13 protein-coding genes are annotated in these 13,052 nt (G+C 72.1%); 4 read left to right on the top strand and 9 right to left on the bottom strand.

Annotated features, from left to right (window positions below):
- Window position 1: 1 nt before the first annotated feature.
- Window positions 2-628 (bottom strand): DUF4126 domain-containing protein, encoded by a 627-nt coding sequence (locus ACGFJ7_RS03105; RefSeq protein WP_360242486.1) that lies wholly within the window; start codon window positions 626-628, stop codon window positions 2-4.
- Between the two features lie 52 nt (window positions 629-680).
- Here ACGFJ7_RS03105 and nucS point away from each other — a divergent pair, with 52 nt between their 5' ends.
- Together nucS and ACGFJ7_RS03095 are read left to right on the top strand one after the other, a co-directional pair.
- Complete coding sequence (gene nucS / locus ACGFJ7_RS03100) at window positions 681-1,340, top strand: endonuclease NucS (RefSeq protein ID WP_360242483.1); 660 nt, start codon at window positions 681-683, stop codon at window positions 1,338-1,340.
- 115 nt (window positions 1,341-1,455) lie between these two features.
- Window positions 1,456-1,812, top strand: coding sequence for an aldo/keto reductase (locus ACGFJ7_RS03095; protein WP_360243595.1), 357 nt, complete (start codon window positions 1,456-1,458; stop codon window positions 1,810-1,812).
- On the opposite strand, the gene ACGFJ7_RS03090 is transcribed toward ACGFJ7_RS03095, so the two are convergent.
- From ACGFJ7_RS03090 to ACGFJ7_RS03080, 3 genes are read right to left on the bottom strand one after another with little or no spacing between them, the layout of a single operon-like run.
- Window positions 1,711-3,207, bottom strand: coding sequence for a DUF6297 family protein (locus tag ACGFJ7_RS03090; protein ID WP_360242480.1), 1,497 nt, complete (start codon window positions 3,205-3,207; stop codon window positions 1,711-1,713). The two genes, ACGFJ7_RS03095 and ACGFJ7_RS03090, sit on opposite strands and share 102 nt — an antisense overlap.
- A complete protein-coding gene (locus ACGFJ7_RS03085) occupies window positions 3,204-3,842 on the bottom strand; it encodes an ABC transporter ATP-binding protein (RefSeq protein WP_360242477.1) in 639 nt (212 codons plus the stop codon). Before ACGFJ7_RS03085 ends, ACGFJ7_RS03090 begins: the two co-directional genes overlap by 4 nt.
- Before the next feature lie 15 nt (window positions 3,843-3,857).
- The gene (locus tag ACGFJ7_RS03080) at window positions 3,858-5,348 is read right to left on the bottom strand and encodes an aldehyde dehydrogenase family protein (RefSeq protein WP_360242474.1); all 1,491 of its coding nucleotides are present in this window, start codon (window positions 5,346-5,348) and stop codon (window positions 3,858-3,860) included.
- 60 nt (window positions 5,349-5,408) lie between these two features.
- Between ACGFJ7_RS03080 and ACGFJ7_RS03075 the strand changes: the two genes are divergently transcribed.
- Window positions 5,409-5,747, top strand: a complete 339-nt coding sequence (locus ACGFJ7_RS03075) for a hypothetical protein (RefSeq protein ID WP_360242471.1) — start codon at window positions 5,409-5,411, stop codon at window positions 5,745-5,747.
- A gap of 131 nt (window positions 5,748-5,878) precedes the next feature.
- The gene (locus ACGFJ7_RS03070; protein WP_360242467.1) at window positions 5,879-6,652 is read left to right on the top strand and encodes an alpha/beta hydrolase; all 774 of its coding nucleotides are present in this window, start codon (window positions 5,879-5,881) and stop codon (window positions 6,650-6,652) included.
- Here the strand turns inward: ACGFJ7_RS03070 and ACGFJ7_RS03065 are convergent.
- From ACGFJ7_RS03065 to mce, 5 genes are all read right to left on the bottom strand, one after another.
- Entirely contained in the window at window positions 6,649-7,842 is a 1,194-nt protein-coding gene (locus ACGFJ7_RS03065) for a helix-turn-helix domain-containing protein (protein WP_392640540.1), read from the bottom strand. The genes ACGFJ7_RS03070 and ACGFJ7_RS03065 overlap by 4 nt on opposite strands.
- A 54-nt stretch (window positions 7,843-7,896) precedes the next feature.
- A complete protein-coding gene (locus tag ACGFJ7_RS03060; protein ID WP_392640537.1) occupies window positions 7,897-9,000 on the bottom strand; it encodes an AI-2E family transporter in 1,104 nt (367 codons plus the stop codon).
- 297 nt (window positions 9,001-9,297) lie between these two features.
- Entirely contained in the window at window positions 9,298-10,758 is a 1,461-nt protein-coding gene (locus ACGFJ7_RS03055; protein ID WP_360242457.1) for a Laminin subunit beta-1, read from the bottom strand.
- A gap of 253 nt (window positions 10,759-11,011) precedes the next feature.
- A complete protein-coding gene (locus tag ACGFJ7_RS03050; protein WP_360242454.1) occupies window positions 11,012-12,358 on the bottom strand; it encodes a DivIVA domain-containing protein in 1,347 nt (448 codons plus the stop codon).
- Between the two features lie 180 nt (window positions 12,359-12,538).
- Entirely contained in the window at window positions 12,539-13,027 is a 489-nt protein-coding gene (gene mce, locus ACGFJ7_RS03045) for a methylmalonyl-CoA epimerase (protein ID WP_392640533.1), read from the bottom strand.
- Between the last annotated feature and the right edge of the window lie 25 nt (window positions 13,028-13,052).

The raw sequence follows: 13,052 nt of genomic DNA, 5'->3' as shown, positions 1-13,052 counted from the left end.
GTCAACCAAACGAGTGCGGTGTGCCGGAACCCGACAGTTGTGTGCGCTTCGCCCTCTTGTGACGGCGGCGACGCACCACCCAGAAGCCGCCGATCACGATCAACAGCAGTCCTACCAGGACCAGGATGGGCAAGACGATGGCCAGAACGGACATCAGAACGCTGCCGATGTCTTCGGCCGTGCTGGCCACCGGAGCGCCGAAACCGGCAGTGGTCGTGTTCACGACGGGCCGCGAGGCGGCCTTCACGCCGTGCACGCAGAGCGCGATGACGACGCCGGCCGCGATCGGCACCCACTGATGCGAGCCGAAGAACGAGCCCGGGTCGCTGACGGTGACGGTCTCGGAGGCCGAGCCGGCACCGAAGGCGAGACCGCCGGCGGTGGGACGCACCACGGTCTGCACGACGTCGTTGACGTGGTCGACGACGGGGACCTTGTCGGCGACGACCTCGATGGCCAGCAGCAGCGCGAGGATGAGCAGGGTCCAGCCGTTGGCGAGCCAGCCCCAGCCGGAGGGAAGATCGATGAGGTCGGTGTACCGGGCCAGCAGGCCCATGGTCACCAGGGGGATGTAGGCATTCAATCCGGCGGATGCCGCCAGGCCGGTGCCGGTGAGCGCTTCGAGCACACCTCCAGGATGGCATTGGGGCGCCAACAACGCCTTCCGGTACGGTTCCCGGGTGCGCCTGGTCATCGCGAAGTGCTCCGTCGACTACGTCGGACGGTTGTCCGCCCACCTGCCTCCGGCCATCCGGCTGTTGATGGTCAAGGCCGACGGCTCGGTCTCCATCCACGCCGACGACCGCGCCTACAAGCCGCTGAACTGGATGAGCCCACCCTGCAAGCTGCACGAGCAGCCCGGCGTGTGGAAGGTCGTCAACAAGGCCGGCGAGGAGCTCCGGATCACCCTGGAGGAGATCTTCCAGGACACGTCGTACGAGCTGGGGGTCGATCCCGGCCTGCAGAAGGACGGCGTCGAGGCCCACCTGCAGGAGCTGCTGGCGGCCCACCCGGAGACCTTCGGCGAGGGCTGGACCCTGGTCCGCCGCGAGTACATGACCGCGATCGGCCCGGTCGACCTGCTCTGCCGCGACGCCGAGGGCAAGGCGGTCGCCGTCGAGATCAAACGCCGCGGCGAGATCGACGGCGTCGAGCAGCTGACCCGCTACCTCGAACTGATGAACCGCGACCCGCTGCTGGCCCCGGTGCAGGGCGTCTTCGCCGCCCAGGAGATCAAGCCCCAGGCCCGCGTCCTCGCCACCGACCGGGGCATCCGCTGCGTCGTCGTCGACTACGACAAGCTGCGCGGCATGGAACGCGACGAGCTGACCCTCTTCTAGTGCGCAGGGGGCCGAGATGGTGCCCCTATGAACGCGATCCACCTCGGGTGGCCGGCCGCCGGGGTTTGCTGGGTGTGGAGACGGTCCAGAACCACTACAGCCTGCTGTACCGCAGCTGCGGGCGCTGACGGACCGGAGGGGTGAGGTCGGCGCGGCCCGGGACGCGTCCGCCGCCGACGTCGCCACCGCGTGGGCCATCGCCAAGGGAACCACCCCGATCGTCGGCGTCACGAAGGTGGGTTACCTCGACGGGTTGGCCCGCGCGCGCGGGATCGAGCTCGCCGACGAGGAGATCGCGGAGCTGGAGGAGCTGGCGGATGCCGCCGAACGTCGACACACGCGGCTTCTGGGAAGCCGACATGGCGGCCGGCTAGCGGTGCAATTCGGTGCGGTTCGTGTCGGTCGTGCCGGACAGGTAGGCGCGGGCGCCGATGACGCCGACCACCGCCTGGACCAGGACCGTCGTCGGTGACAGGGGGTTGCCCTGAGCGATCTCGACCAGGGCCGGCAGGCCCAGCAGCAGCATGTCGGGGCCCATCACCGCGTTGACCAGCGGGCCCGTCGAGAGGGTGCCCATCGGGGTGTCCAGGGGCAGCAGGTCGTTGCGGACGAAGCCGGCCCGGGCGCGGTGGACGGCCGCGGCCGCGCCGACCGGGCCCAGAGCCAGGCCGAGAGCCCACCACGGGCCGGAAGGCAGGTCGCCGAACAGGTCCAGGGCGGTCAGGGCCACGGCCGACCACACGGCGGCCAGCACGCCGGGGATCCACAGGCGCTGGAGCACCGCCTGGCGGGAGGAGAGGCCCAGCAGGCGCAGCAGGACCGCGTTGCCGGCGTCGGTACGGACGTTGCCGGTGGCGGTCATGGCCGCGATCAGCGTGCCGAGCAGGACGGCCGTGCCCAGCACCCAGCCGGGCGCGTTGCCCAGCAGCAGCGGGAAGGCGGCCGCGAAGACCAGCCACACCAGGCGGCGGCGCCGGCGCAGCGTCAGCATGATGTCCTGGGCCACCAGCACCGGCAGGCGGGACGGGAGCGTGATCGAGCGCAGCCGGCGGCCGGCCCAGTAACGGCGTTCGATCATGTCGGTCAGGAACGAGGGCTCCATGCCGAAGGCCGTGTCGAACAGGGTGCCGGCCGTGCGCGAGGCGTCCAGGATGTGATCGCTCGGCGTGCGGGCGAGACCTCGTACGACCAGAGCGAGAATGACCACGACCACCACCGCGACGCCCGCGACCAGGGGGACCAGCGTCGGCGCCGGGGGCCAGGCGGTCACCGCGACCGGCTGGTCGAGGGTCGTGTCGACGACCAGGCCGGCGAAACCGGCCGCGAAGACCAGGCTCATCAGCGTGTCCACGGCCGCGCCCCAGCGGCCGCCGGACTGGGCGGCCGCGGCGACCAGCAGCAGGACCAGGCCGAGCAGCGCACCGCCGGCGATGAGCAGGGCGATCTCGTCGCCGATCAGCGTGCGCGGGGCGGTGTGGCCGACGATCGCCACGCCGGCCAGGGCGCCGATCACCGCGGCGACGGCGGCGGCGATGCGCAGGGACGGCATCAGCAGGCCCCGGCGGCTCACCGGGGCGGTCAGCAGCCAGGAGGCGGCGGCCCGGCTCAGGGCGAGCGGGCCGAAGCGGCGCAGGGCCAGGTAGAGCAGGCCGTAACAGAGGGCGGTGAGCGAGGCGCCGGCCAGGCCGGAGGCGTCCGGGTGGGGTGGCCAGAAGACCTCGGCCAGCTGCCGGTGCAGCATGCCGCCGATGATGGCGACGGTCAGGGCGCCGATGTAGAGGCTGCTCAGGGTGGCGCCGCGCTCCCGGTGCGCGGACTGGGTGCGGAGGATCCAGCGGCGTACGGGAGCGAGGGGAACCGTGGTCATCCGGCGACCGCGCTCAGCGATTCCATCGTGGTGATCGCCGCGCCCGAGGCGATCGCGAAGTCGTCGTCGTGGCTGGCCATCAGCAGCGAACCGCCGCCGGCCATGTACTCGGCGAGCAGGCCGGCCACGTCGGCCCGGCCCTCACGGTCGAGGCGCTGCTCGGGCTCGTCGAGGATCAGCAGCGAGCTCGGGCGCAGCAGGGCGATGGCCAGCACGAGCCGCTGCTTCTGGCCGGAGGAGAGCGACGGCGGGATGGCGTCGGCGTGCTTGGCCAGGCCGAAACGTTCCAGCGCCTCGTCGATGCCGGCCTCGGCCGGGTCCTGGCCGTGGGCGCGGCAGACCAGCTCGGCGTGCTCGCGGGCGGTCAGGCCCGGGTACCAGGTCGGGGGCTCGACGGTGGTGACGACGGCCCGCCAGAACTCGGGGGTCGCGCCGGGATCCCCGCCGAAGACCGTGATCTTGCCGCTTTCCACCTCTTGCAGGCCGCTGACGCAGCGCAGCAGGGTGGACTTGCCGACACCGTTCTCGCCGACCACGCAGACACCCTGACCCGTCGGCACGGTGAGGGTGACGTCGACCAGCACCGGCGTGGCCCCGTACCCGGCGTGCAGGCCCTCGACCTCGACCGCTTCCACGTCGAGGACCCTAGCTCACTTACGCCCGTACAGAATCTTCAACGCCCTGATGATCGTCCCGAGCTGAGACGACGTGCGCTCGAAGGTCATCGCCGGCAGCAGCGACGGCCCCCGCCGCACGGTGATCGCCTTGGCCCGGGCGAACTCGCGCAGCCCGTCCTCGCCGTGGATGCGGCCGAAGCCGGAGTCGCCGACCCCGCCGAACGGCAGGGTGCCCATGCCCGAGAAGGTCAGCGCGCCGTTCACCGCGACCATGCCCGAGCGCAGCCGCCGGGCGAGGCGCACGGCGTTCTTCTTCCCGAAGACGGAGCCGCCGAGGCCGTACGCCGTGTCGTTGGCCCGCCGCAGCGCCTCCTCCGCGTCGGCGACCTTGGTGATCGTCAGCGTCGGGCCGAACGTCTCCTCGCGCATCTCGCGGGAGTCGGCCGGAACATCGATCAAAACCGTCGGAGCCACGTACGGCGGTTGCACGGCCCCGGCGCCGCCGAGCACCGCCCGGCCGCCCTTGGCCAGCGCGTCCTCGATGTGGTCGCGGATGATGTCGATCTGCTTAGGCATGGTGATCGGGCCGATCTCCTCGCCGGTGCGCAGCTTGCCGGCCCGTTCCACCACGGCCGCCACGAAGGCGTCGTAGACCGGGGCGACCGCGTACGCCCGCTCGATGCCGATGCAGGTCTGGCCGGCGTTGGTCATCGCGCCCCAGACCGCGGCCTCGGCCGCCGCGTCCACGTCGGCGTCCTCGTCGACGATCATGGCGTCCTTGCCACCGGCCTCGATGACCGCCGGCACCAGGTTGTCGGCGCAGGCAATGAGCACCTTCTTGGCGGTGGCGGTCGAGCCGGTGAAGGCGACCTTGCCGACGCCGGAGCGGCACAGCGCGGCGCCGACGTCGCCGAGCCCGTGCACCGCCTGGAGCACCGGATGCTCCGGCACCACCTCGGCGAACGTGTCGACCAGCCACTGGCCGACGATCGGCGTGTACTCGCTCGGCTTGAAGACGACCGCGTTGCCGGCCGCCAGCGCCCCGGCGATCGGGCCCATCGGGGTGAGAATCGGATAGTTCCAGGGGCCGATCACGCCGACCACGCCGTACGGCTGGTATTCGAGGTGGCCCGAGTGCTCCATGAGGATCAGCCGGCTCGAGGTGCGCCGCGGCCCCAGGACACTCTTGGCGTGGCGGGCCATCCAGTCGAGGTGTTCGACGGCGCCGGCCGCCTCGACCACCGCGTCGGCCCGCGGCTTGCCCGCCTCGAGGCCGGTGAGCTCGGCCAGCTCCTCGACCCGGCGGGCGATCAGCGACCGCCAGCGCAGCAGCCGCTCGCGGCGCCCGTCGAACCCGAGGGACTGCCACCAGAGGCCGGCTTCCCCGGCCCGGGCGGTGGCGGCGCCGACCGCGGCGGCGTCCGAGACCGGCACGCGGCCCGCCTCGTGGCCGGTGGCCGGGTTGGTGGAGATGAGCACGCCGTCTTCGACGACCGGGATGCCGGGCACGCGAGTAGCGGTCATGGTCGGCAGTCTATGACCGATGTTACCGGCGAGTCAGTACCTCACCGTAGGCTTGATGTCGTGAGTCCCCGCCGCAACCGCCCGCGCCGCCGTGACGGCTCCGACGAGCCACGCCAGCTGACCGACGAGCGGGTCCGCAAGGGCATCGAGGGCGTCCAGCAGTGGCAGGACGGCGAGTGGATGGTCCGGTCCATCTTCGGCGGGGCGGCCGTGAAGTCGTACACCTGCCCGGGATGTCTCCAGGAGATCCGCCCGGGTGTGGCCCACGTGGTGGCCTGGCCGATCGACGGCCGCGGCGACGAATCCGACCGCCGGCACTGGCACACGGGCTGCTGGAAGGCGAGGGACCGGCGCTTTCCGGGCGTGGAGCGCTCCCGCAACGCCCCTCGTTATGGTTAGCCCGTCCAACCACCCCGCCGCCGCCCTTAGCTCGACTGAAGCCCGTCCAACCACCCCACCGCCGCCCTTAGCTCGACTGAAGCCCGTCCAACCACCCCACCGCCGCCCTTAGCTCGACTGAAGGCTGTCTTATGAGCAACCAGATCCGCGCCAACTCGATCCTTCCCGCCCACCGGGAGGACATCGAGTTGCAGACCGCCGACGGCCTCACCCTGGTCGGTGAGCTGGCCCGCCCCCTCGACGGGGAGCCGGTGGCGACGCTGGTCTGCCTGCACCCGCTGCCGACACACGGCGGGATGATGGACAGCCACGTCTTCCGCAAGGCCGCCTGGCGGCTTCCCGCGCTGGCCGGGGTCGCGGTGCTGCGCTTCAACACCCGCGGCACCAGCAGCGTCCGGGGCACCAGCGAGGGTTCCTTCTCGGCCGGCGTCGACGAGAAGTACGACGTGGCCGCCGCCATCGAGTACGCGGAGTTCGCCGACCTGCCGAACATCTGGCTGGTGGGCTGGTCGTTCGGCACCGACCTGACCCTCATGCACGGCCTCGACCCGGCCGTTCAGGGCGCCATCCTGCTGTCGCCGCCGCTGCGCTTCTCGCAGCCCGGCCACCTCGAGGCGTGGGCGAAATCCGACAAGCCGGTCACGGCGCTGATCCCGGAGTTCGACGACTACCTGCGCCCGGCCGAGGCCGCCGAGCGGTTCGCGGCGGTGCCGCAGTGCGAGGTCGTGCCGGTCGACGGCGCCAAGCACCTGTGGGTCGGTGACGCCGAGACGGTGCTCGACGAGATCGTGAAGCGGGTCGCGCCCGCCGTGCCGCTGCCGCTCCCGCGTACCTGGGACGGGCCCATGGAGACCGGCGACATGAGCGCCTACGCCGACCGTACGACCTCGGCCTTCCGCTCCTAGGGCGTCCACAGCCGTTCGGAAAGGCCGCGCAACTCGGAGGCGCCGGTCTGCTCGAGCAGCGCCTGCATGGTGAGCCGCAGGTCGGCCGTGGTGTGCACGTGCTGCGGGGCGATCCGCTCGGCGGTGAGCAGGTAGCGGACCGCCTCGCGCTCGCGGCCGGGGATCCGGGCCAGGGCCCGCGCCGTGTCGGCGTAGTAGAAGACCTGGCGAAAGCCGGCCGCGATCACCGTCGGCGACGCCTGCCGGGCCACCTCGGCGGCCAGGGCGTGATCGCCCGCGTTGACCTCGATGCTGATCTGCCAGATGTCGACGTTCGTCGGCCCGAAGAACAGGCCCATGGTCGTGGTCTCGCCGGTGCGCCGGGCCAGGCTGCGGGCCTCGGCCAGCCACGACTCGCTGTCCTCCGGGTGGCCGCGGCCCCGGGCCGCCTTGGCCGAGATGAGCAGCAGCGAGCCGAGGATCTCGCTGCCGCCCGGCCGGCTCAGATGCCGGCGCAGGCCGTCGGCCGCCCGCTCGGCCAGCGTCTGTCCCCGCTGGTACGAGCCGCTGGCGGTCGCGGCCGTGGCCAGCGCGTACGCCGCGTACGCCAGCAGCACCGGGTCGTCGGTCGCCCGGGCCGCGTCGCGGCAGCGTTCGGCGCCCAGCCAGGCGTCGCCCGGATGACCGAGGTTGCGCAGCACCGACGAGGCTATGAAGGCCGCCTCGCACAGCAGCCGCAGCGCCCGCCGGCGGTCGGGGCCGGCAGTCTCGGCGTGCAGATGGCGGAGCAGGCCCGGCAGCAGCCGCATCGTGCCGGCGTAGTCGCACGCCTGGCGCAGCGTGTCGACCAGCGACAGCACCCGGTCGAGCTCGGCCATCGGCGGCGCCTCGCCGGCGCCCGGCTCGCTCAGGTCGATGTCGATCAACGCGGTCCGCAGGGCCTGCACCCCGGCGCGGGTCGCGGCGGCCGCCCGGTCGGTGCCGGGGACCGCGATGCCGGCCAGGTCGCCGGAGGAGCACTCCAGGGCCTCGGCGATGTCGGCCAGCACGAAACGATTGTTCGCCGCCTGCAGCCCCCGTTCGATGCGCCCCCAGGTGGCATGCGAGATCCCGGCGCGGCTCGCCGCGTACCGGATGCTCCACCCGCGCAGCAGGCGGCGGGCCCGGATGCGTTCCCCCACAGTGGGGTCCGCGAGGGGTCGTGGGCTCATGGCTCGACCGTAATCGGGCCCTCGGCAAACGCGGTACAAAGTTGTACCGCCCGGTCAGCGGGCCTCCTGGCCGGGCTGGACGACCTCGCGCACGATCAGCTGGACGCCGGCCACCATGGGGATCGCGACCAGCGCGCCCACCACGCCGAACAGGGCGACGCCGAGCAGGGCGGCGACCACGGCGGCGACGTCGCTGACCTTCACCGAGCGCCGCATGACGTTCGGATAGATCACGTAGTTCTCCACCTGCTGGTAGACGATGAAGAACACGATGCAGACGATGCCGGCGGTCAGCGACGAGGCGAAGCCGACCAGGCTCACGACGATCGCGCCGAGGGTGGCGCCGATCTGCGGGATGAGGTCACAGACGGCGACCACGACGGCCAGGGCGAACGGGTAGCCGAGGCCGAGGATGACGGCGAGCAGCCAGCTGCTGGCGCCGGCCAGCACGGCGATCGAGATCGCGCCGACCATGTACGCGCCGACCTTGGTCAGGATCTCGTCGGTGAGCAGCCGCACCCGGACCCGGCGGGAGGCCGGGACCAGTGAGTACGCCGTCTCGCGCATGCGGTCGAACGAGGCCATGAAGTAGATCGTCAGCACCAGGACCGTGAGCACGTTGAACAGCGTGCCCGCGATCATCCGGCCGGCGCCGACCACGCCGCCGAGGGCGTTGGTGACGGTGCCGGTGTCGAGCGCGGTGCTCACCCGGTGGACGATGTCGTAGCGCTGGACGAGCTCGTTGACGGTCTCGTTGCGCTGGAGCTGCTGGATGTAGTCGGGAAGATTGTCGGCCAGCTGGGTGGTCTGGCTCACCAGCGGCGGGATCAGGGCGATGATGCCACCGGCGATGAGGCCGACCACGGCCAGCGCCACGACGGTCACGGCCAGCCCGCGGGGCAGACCCCACTTGCGCAGCCGGGTGACCGCCGGGTTGAGGCCGATCGCCAGGAACAGCGCGATGAAGATCAGCACCAGGATGGACGCCGCGTTGCGGATGCCCAGGAAGATCGCCCAGGCCAGCAGCACACCGAACCCGCCGAGCAGGCCCATCATGAACGGGTTCCGCTTGTCCAGGGGCGGGCCGGGCCGCCCGAAGCGATGCTCGGGTACCTCGGGCTCTATCGGCTCCGCCGCCGGCTCGGTCTCTTGCGCCACCCGGTTCCTCCACTGTGGTGGGTGAGCCGGGTCCTACCTGTTGCCGGCCGCACATGTCTCGGCCGCGACGCTATCGCCGCACCGCAACGACCGCCACCGCGGAGAACGTGGGGGCGAGCACATCAGCCCCCGCACCGGCCCGCACTGCTCACGCCTGCCCGCGCTGCTCGCGCCGGACCGCGCTGCTCGCGCCGGACCGCGCCGATCTGCGCTGCCGTGCCTGCCCGCGTTGCTCGCGCCGATCTGCGCTGTCGGCGCCGATCGGCGCTGTTCGTGCCGGCCTCGCCCCTGACGGGCTCAGTCGACGTCCGCGCCGACCCGCGTCGACGGCGGGACGGTGACCTTGGCCGATGCCGTGACCTTGCCGGGCGCCTCGGCCGCGTGAGCGCCGGTGGGTGCGGGGGCGGACGCGGCGGCGTGAGCGCCAGTGGGTGCGCCGGTGGGTGCTTCGGCGGCGTGTGAGCCGACCGGGCCGCCGGCCACCGACTTCTCCGGCTCGGGCTCGTCCTGGTCGTCGGCCGACGAGCCGGCGGCGGCCAGGACCGCGGCGGCGGCGAGCTCGGCCACCCGCTTCGCCTCTTTCTGCACCTGGCGGCGGACGTCGGCCGCGTGCCGCTCGGCCGCCTCGCCCGCCTTCTTGGCGTCCTCGACCCGCTTGAGCTCGGCCTCGAGCTCCTTGCGGGCCTCGGCCAGGCTCTGGTGCACCTGGTCGGCCTCCTGGGCGCCGGCGCGGGCCCGCTCCTGCGCGGCCGCCAGTTCCCGCTCGGCCTCGGCCACCTTGGCCTTGGCCGTCTCGAGCTCGCGGCCGGCCTCGGCGATCTTCTCCTGCTGCCCGGCGATCTCGTTGCGGACGGCCGTGGCCTGCTCGTCGGAGCGGCGCAGCACCTCTTCCGCGTACTTGTCGGCCTCGCTGCGCAGGTCGGCGCACTGCTTCTCGACGGCCGCGCGCGTCTGGGTCAGCTCCTGCGCCACGGCCGCGCGCTTCTGGCCCAGCTCGTTGTCGAGCGCGGCCCGCTGCTCGGTGGCCTGGCGCTCGGCCGCCGCCCGCTGCGCGTTGATCTCCTGCTGGGTCTTGTCGCGCAGCGCCTTGATCTCCTGATCGGCCTGCATGCGGGTGGACTGGGCGTAGCCGTCGGCCTCGGTGCGCACGCGGTGGGCCTGCTGCGCCGTCTGCTCGGTGTGCTGCTGGGCCTCGGCCCGCGCCCGGGCCAGCGTGGTCTCGGCCTCGGCCCGCATCTGCTCGGCGCTCTGCCGGGCCGCGGCCAGCGCCTTTTCCGTGGCGGCGCGCTTGGCGGCGTCGGCCCGCTCCTCCTCGGCGCGGCGGGCGGCCAGCGCGATCTCGAAGTCACGGATGCCGTTGTGGGCGTGGGCCTCGGCCTCGGCCCGGACCCGCTCGGCCTCGGCCAGCCGGGCCGCGATGTCGTCGGTGGCGGACTGCTTGATCGCCTCGGCCTGCTCCTCGGCCAGCGCCAGGATCTGCTCGACCCGGGGGCCGAGGTGGCGGAACGAGGCCTCGGCGCCGATGCCGCCCTGGCGGCGCGCCTGCACCGCTTCCTGCTGGAGCCGCTCGATCTGGGCCGACATGGCCTGGATCTGCGTGTACGCCTGCTCGCGCTCGGCCGCCAGCGCGGCGATCTCGTTCTCGGCGCGGGCGACGTACCGCTCGACCTGCTTCTTCTCATAACCGCGGAGGGCGGTCTCGAAGCTGGGTTCGGTAGCCGCGTCAGAGCCGAGACCGAAGATTTCGCCGTGCGACATGCTGTCCATCCTCACATACGCATTGCTGGGCCTCGGGGGGATACACACCCACCTGGCCGGACTATGCGTCTAGTTGTGATTTGTCTGAGCCGACTGGCAAAGCAGACTACGCGCGAGAACGAGTGAGGCCGTACCGGAGCAACCCCGGTACGGCCCGTGTCGATCTTGAAGAAGTCGCCCACCGGCCGGCTACAACCGTTGCGCACCCGCGCAAGGCGCGCAACCGCTGAAGGCCTGGGAAAGGGCTGAGGACTCAGTTGGTCTTGGCCGGCTCCGGCTTGGTCTCGGCCTCGGCCGGCTCGGGCGTTTCCGCAGCTCGCTGGGCCGGAGCGGCCTCCTTGGCGGCGGCTGCGGCGGCCGCCACAGCGGCGGCCGGAGTAGCCGCGGGAGAGGCGGCCGCGGCCTCGGCCGGCTTGGCCGCGCCGACGCCCGGCACCAGGCCCGAGAGGCCCGAGAGCATCTGGCCGAGCTGGTTGGTGACCGCGTCTTTCTGGCGTGTCAGGTCCTCGACCTCGCGCTTGGCGGCCTGCGTGGTGAGTTCCGCCTCAGTACGGGCCTCGCTGAGCAGGCGCTGCGACTCGGCGCGGGCCTCGCTGACCGTTTTCTCCGACAGGGCGCGGGCCTTTTCGGTGGTCTCGGCGGCGTTGCGCTCGGACTCGACCCGGCGCTGCTCGGCGCGCTGCTCGATCTCCTTGGCCCGGTCCTCGGCGGCGCGGGCGCGCTCCTCGGCCTCGGACACCATCTTCTGGGTGGCGCTCACCTGGGCCGCGTGCCGCTGCGACTCCTCGCGCTCGGCCTTCTCGCGCCGTTCGGCGATCTCGAGCGCGAGCGCCTGGAGATCTTTGTCACGCTTGTCGCGCGCGTCGGTCAGCAGCTTGGTCGCCTCGGCCCGCTTCTCCTCGGCCTCGCGCGACGCCTTGGCCCGCAGCTGGGTGATCTCGCGCTCGGCGGTGGCGCGCAGCGACGCGACCTCACGCTCGACGGTCGACTTGAGCTCGGCCACCTCGTGCGCGGTGACCGTGCGCAGCTGCTTGGTCTCACGGTCGGCGTCGGAGCGCAGCGTGTCGGCCTCGCGGCGGGCCTGCACCCGGGCCTCGGCCGCCTCGCGCTCGGCGTGGGTGCGGACCTGGCCGGCCTCACGCTCGGCGGTCGCCTTCATCGCGGCCGCCTCGGCCCGCGCCTTGTCGGTGATCTCCCGAGCCTCGAGGCGCGCCGCGGAGAGGATGCCCTCGGACTCTCGCTTGGCCTCGCTACGGTGATCGTTCGCCTGCTCCTCGGCCAGCCGCAGGATCTGCTCGACCCGGGTGCCCAGCCCGGAGAGCGTCGGCCGATTGTTCTCTTCCAGCAGTTTGTTGCTGTCGGCGAGCTTCTGCTCGAGCGCGACCAGCCGTTGCTCGGCCTGGCGCAGACGGCGCTGCGCGTCGTTCATCCGCTGCTCGGCCTCGGCGCCGGCCTGCGTCGACTGATTGATGGCGGCGACCAGCCGGCCGAGGTGGGCGTCCACCTGCCCGCGGTCATAACCCCGCAGCACCACCGTGAAGTCGTGCTGAGAGTTCGCGCCGTCGAAGAATGCCAAGTTTTGATCCTGCTGCTGGGGCATTGGGCCATCCTGGCGAAGACACCCCGGCCACGCAAGAGCGGGCGGGCATCGGAAAGGACACGTTAGATCACCTTTGAGCTGCCCGAAACCCACCCGTTCGGTGTGGGTGTCGCTGCTCATCCGCGATGCGGGAGAGTGCCGTCCGTGTCCCTCCGATCCTGCCAGGCGGAGGCTCCGACGTCAGGATGATTCATCCGAAGGACTGACAGGCTGGACCAACTCCACCAAAACGCCTCCAGCGTCCTTCGGGTGAACGAAGTTGATCCGCGACCCGGCGGTGCCGCGTTTCGGGGTCTCGTACAGCAATCGCAGTCCTCGCGCCCGCAGGGCGGCCGAGGCCGCCTCGACGTCGGCCACCGTGTAGGCGAGCTGCTGGAGGCCGGGCCCGTTGCGGTCGAGGAACTTGGCGATCGCCGAGTCGGGCCGGGCCGGCGCCAGCAGCTGCAGCCGCGGGCCGCTGCCGTCACCCACGGCGAGCATGGCCTCCCGTACGCCCTGTTCCTCGTTCGTCTCCTCGTGCACACAGCGCAGGCCGAAGTTGCCGGCGTAGAAGGCTATTGCCGCGTCGAGATCGGCGACGGCGATGCCGACGTGGTCGATGCGGAGCAGGCCGATCTCGGGCGCTGTGAGATTGTCGGGCTCGGCGACAGTAGGTGGAAGAGATGTCATTCTATTAGTGTTGCCTGAACGCACG

It is taken from the genome of Actinoplanes sp. NPDC048988 (genome assembly GCF_043197815.1).
Taxonomy (GTDB): Bacteria; Actinomycetota; Actinomycetes; order Mycobacteriales; family Micromonosporaceae; genus Actinoplanes.
This window is presented reverse-complemented; position numbering and strand designations above follow the sequence as displayed.

What these genes read in the sequence shown, in the direction of transcription:
- ACGFJ7_RS03070 (WP_360242467.1), top strand. Translation starts at nt 5,879, where the DNA reads ATGAGCAACCAGATCCGCGCCAACTCGATCCTTCCCGCCCACCGGGAG.
- ACGFJ7_RS03055 (WP_360242457.1), bottom strand. Translation starts at nt 10,758, where the DNA reads ATGTCGCACGGCGAAATCTTCGGTCTCGGCTCTGACGCGGCTACCGAA.
- ACGFJ7_RS03090 (WP_360242480.1), bottom strand. Translation starts at nt 3,207, where the DNA reads ATGACCACGGTTCCCCTCGCTCCCGTACGCCGCTGGATCCTCCGCACC.
- ACGFJ7_RS03080 (WP_360242474.1), bottom strand. Translation starts at nt 5,348, where the DNA reads ATGACCGCTACTCGCGTGCCCGGCATCCCGGTCGTCGAAGACGGCGTG.
- ACGFJ7_RS03050 (WP_360242454.1), bottom strand. Translation starts at nt 12,358, where the DNA reads ATGCCCCAGCAGCAGGATCAAAACTTGGCATTCTTCGACGGCGCGAAC.
- mce (WP_392640533.1), bottom strand. Translation starts at nt 13,027, where the DNA reads ATGACATCTCTTCCACCTACTGTCGCCGAGCCCGACAATCTCACAGCG.
- ACGFJ7_RS03065 (WP_392640540.1), bottom strand. Translation starts at nt 7,842, where the DNA reads ATGAGCCCACGACCCCTCGCGGACCCCACTGTGGGGGAACGCATCCGG.